Source organism: Arthrobacter agilis (genome assembly GCF_002953615.1).
GTDB classification, from domain to species: Bacteria; Actinomycetota; Actinomycetes; order Actinomycetales; family Micrococcaceae; genus Arthrobacter_D; species Arthrobacter_D agilis_B.
In genome coordinates this window covers 3,285,347-3,288,866 of the sequence record NZ_CP024915.1, presented here as the reverse complement: position 1 = coordinate 3,288,866, position 3,520 = coordinate 3,285,347, and the positions used below count along the sequence as shown (strand labels likewise).

Here is a 3,520-nt window from a genome sequence, read left to right as displayed (position 1 = left end):
GCCTCGGCGAGAACCCCCAGCGCGGCATGGAGGCCTGGGAGAAGCGCAACGCCCAGGACAGGACCTGGCGGATCATCGACACGGTCACGGAGATCGCCGCGGAGCGGAGCGTCAACGCCTCCCACGTGGCTCTCGCCTGGGTCGCCGCGCAACCGGGGGTGACCTCGGTGATCCTCGGTGCCCGCACCCGGGAACAGCTGGCGGACAACCTGGCGTCGTCCGACCTCGAGCTGTCGCCCAGCGACCTCGGCCGCCTCGGCGAGGTCAGTGCCCCCACCTTCAGCGACTACCCGTACGGTGGCCCCGGCATCGAGCAGCGCAGCCGCCGCATCCAGGGCGGCCGCTAACCGGGGCGCCCGCAGGGCTGGACGCTCCGGCAGCCAGCCGCTATCGTTCGAGCAGCGACACGGGGTGTCCCTTTCCGGGGCTGAGATGAGACCCGTCGAACCTGATCCAGCTCATACTGGCGAAGGGATGTCCTGCCGGTCCGACGTCCGGCCGTCCTTCCGCCGTGGCAAGCGAAAGGCAGCACATGTCGGAACCGACCCTCGAACCACTCGGAACATCCCTCGAAGCACCCCTCGGAACACCGTCCGAGAGCCTCCGGGGCGCCGACGCGCAGGTGACGGCCGAGGCGTGTGCCGCGCTGCTCGCCGCACTGCGCGACGCCGTGCCGCTGGTGCAGTGCATCACCAACGCCGTGGTCACGAATGTCACAGCGAACGTGCTGCTCGCCGTGGGCGCGACGCCGGCGATGGTGGACATCCCGGAGGAGGCCGGCCAGTTCGCGCCGGTCGCCTCGGGGGTCCTGGTCAATCTCGGCACACCGACCCCGGCCCAGTGCGTCGCCATGCGCGAGGCGGCGGAGGCGGCGGCCGCCGCGGGGACCCCGTGGGTCCTGGACCCCGTCGCGGTGGGATTCCTCGCGGTCCGGACCCGGACGGCACAGGACCTCGTCGCGATCCGGCCGACGATCATCCGCGGCAACCCCTCGGAGATCATCGCGCTGGCCGGCACGGGAGGCGGCGGCCGCGGCGTCGACTCCGTTGACGGCCCCGACGACGCGCTGGATGCGGCGCGCCTGCTGGCGATCCGCCACGGCTCGGTCGTCGCCGTGTCGGGGGCCGTCGACGCCGTCGTGCCGGCGCACGGGCCCGTCGTCCGGATCGCCAACGGGACCCCGCTCCTGACGCGCGTGACCGGTGGAGGCTGCGCGCTCGGAGCCGTGATGGCCGCCTTCGCGTCCCTCACCCCGGATGCACTGCTCGCGGCAACAGCGGCGACCGGCGTGTACACCCTCGCCGCGGAGCGTGCCGCGGCCGGCGCGGCAGGTCCCGGCACGTTCGCCCCGCGCTTCCTCGATGCGCTCGCCGACGTCACGCCGTCGGATGTCCGCCGTGGCCTGCGCCTGTCCGGGGGCGACTGATGCCCCGGCCTGCTCCGGCGCAGTACCTGCCGCTCTACCTCGTGACGGACACGGCCCTGTGCGCGCCCCGGGCCGTCGCCGACGTGGTCGCGGCGGCCGTCGCCGCCGGTGTCACCTGCGTGCAGGTCCGGGACAAGCACGCGGGCGGGCGGGACCTCGTGTCGCTCGTCGCCGCGGTGGCCCGCGCCGCCGAGGGTCGGGTGCCGGTCCTGGTCGACGACCGGGTGGACGTCTACCTCGCGGCGCGAGAGCTCGGGGCGCGCGTCGACGGCGTGCACGTGGGCCAGTCCGACCTGCCAGCGGGCGCGGTGCGGCGCATCGTCGGCGTCGATGCCGTCGTCGGACTGAGCGCGGCGACACCCGGGCAGGTCGCCGCCGCGCACGCCCTGCCCGCCGGCACGGTGGACTACCTCGGCATCGGAGCGGTGCACGCCACCGCCACGAAACCGGACCATCCGGCGCCGCTCGGCGTCGAGGGGTTCGCGACGCTGGCCGCCGGCGCCGACCTGCCCTGTGTGGCGATCGGCGGGATCACCACCGCGGACGCCGCCGCCCTGCGGGCTGCCGGCGCGGCGGGGATGGCGGTGGTGTCCGCCATCTGCGCGGCGGCCGACCCCGCCGCTTCCACCAGGGACCTGGCTGAAGCATGGCGCGCCCCCACGGGACGGCGGAGCCGATAGCCGAATCCGGGCGCAACGGCAACCGGGAGAGTAGGGACCACCGGGACCTAGAATCCGGATGTGGCGACGAGGAGGACCGTGCTTGCCGGCGCGCTGGCCGCGCCGCTCCTCGTCGCGGAGACGGCGTGCGACGGAGGACCCATGAACAGCAGACAGCCCGACGAGGCGGCGCCGCATCCCGCCCTCCTGGCCGCGCGCCCGGGAACGGCGGAATCCGGCAGCGGGACCAGAACGGGGGTCCATGCCCTCGGTATCGCGACCACGCGTGACCCGATCGTGTTCGTGCCGGAGTCGCTGGACACCGGCGGACCCGTCCCGCTCCTGGTCGCCCTCCACGGCGCCGGCGGCGACGCACAGGGCGGCCTGTCCGTGCTGCGGGCGGCCGCCGAGCAGCTCGGGATCGTGATCCTCGCACCGGCGTCACGGGCAGCCACCTGGGACGCGATCCGGGGCGGGTACGGTCCGGACACGGAGGTCATCGGCCGGGCGCTGGAGGAGGTGTTCTCGTTCGTGCAGGTGGACCCCGAACGCATCGGTATCGGCGGCTTCTCCGACGGAGCCTCCTACGCCCTGGGCCTGGGGCTCGCGAACGGGGACCTCTTCCGGAAGGTGGTGGCCTTCTCCCCGGGCTTCGTCCCCGCCGGACCCTCGAACGGGCAGCCCGCCGTCTTCATCTCCCACGGGACGGCGGACACCGTCCTCCCGATCGACGCCACGAGCAGGAAGGTGGTTCCCGCGCTCAAGCGGCGTGGCTACGAGGTGGTGTACCGGGAGTTCGACGGTCCGCACACGGTCCCCTCCGCCATCGCCGTCGAGGCCGGCCTCTGGCTCGAATGGACGCCGCTGCCGACGCCCTGATCCGGCGACGATCCGAACAGCGGCACCGACGCCGAGGGCCCCTTCGGCGGCACCTGGTCGGGACCCCAGTTCGTCGTGACCCACGGCCCCGCAGGGGCCGGCGCGGACGGCGTCGACCACGTGTCCGACGTCGCCACCGGTCTCGACCGGGTCGAAGAGGCCGCGGGCGACAGGGACGTGGCCGTCCTGGGTGCCGACATCGCGCGGCAGTGCCTGGCGCTCGGGCGCCTCCACGAGATCCTGGTCTTCATCGAGCCGGTCCTGCTGGGCTGCGGGACACGCCTGCTGGACGTGCCCGGCGGGATGGACGTCCGGCTCACGCGGCGTTCCCTCGGCGACTACGGGCACGAGACCACGCTGTGGATGGATGTCGTCCCCTGATCCCTCCGGCCGCCCGTGCCGTCGGACCGCCGCGCACTGCCTACGATGGACCGATGAGCAATCCGTGGCACGGCGCTGCCGAGCTGGCACTCGTCCTCGACCAGCCGTCGGCGGACGCCGGCGGGGAGTTGGGGCGCGGGATCGGACTGCTGCGCGACGTCGCCGCCGGCGAACG

The 3,520-nt window shown here is 74.1% G+C and carries 5 protein-coding genes and 1 riboswitch; all 5 genes read left to right on the top strand.

The window, feature by feature from the left end; all coding sequences use genetic code 11:
* Nucleotides 1-347 (top strand): aldo/keto reductase (locus CVO76_RS16115; RefSeq protein ID WP_208740110.1); only part of this gene is annotated, 347 nt, incomplete at its 5' end.
* A 50-nt stretch (nucleotides 348-397) separates the two neighbouring features.
* Nucleotides 398-492, top strand: a riboswitch (TPP riboswitch).
* 40 nt (nucleotides 493-532) lie between these two features.
* Complete coding sequence (gene thiM / locus CVO76_RS16110) at nucleotides 533-1,426, top strand: hydroxyethylthiazole kinase (protein ID WP_208740109.1); 894 nt, start codon at nucleotides 533-535, stop codon at nucleotides 1,424-1,426.
* A complete protein-coding gene (gene thiE, locus CVO76_RS16105; protein WP_208740108.1) occupies nucleotides 1,426-2,106 on the top strand; it encodes a thiamine phosphate synthase in 681 nt (226 codons plus the stop codon). Before thiM ends, thiE begins: the two co-directional genes overlap by 1 nt.
* Before the next feature lie 141 nt (nucleotides 2,107-2,247).
* Nucleotides 2,248-2,964: an alpha/beta hydrolase gene (locus CVO76_RS16100; RefSeq protein WP_208740107.1), complete on the top strand. Its 717-nt coding sequence runs from the start codon at nucleotides 2,248-2,250 to the stop codon at nucleotides 2,962-2,964.
* A gap of 75 nt (nucleotides 2,965-3,039) precedes the next feature.
* The gene (locus tag CVO76_RS16095; RefSeq protein ID WP_208740106.1) at nucleotides 3,040-3,345 is read left to right on the top strand and encodes a hypothetical protein; all 306 of its coding nucleotides are present in this window, start codon (nucleotides 3,040-3,042) and stop codon (nucleotides 3,343-3,345) included.
* Nucleotides 3,346-3,520 lie beyond the last annotated feature (175 nt).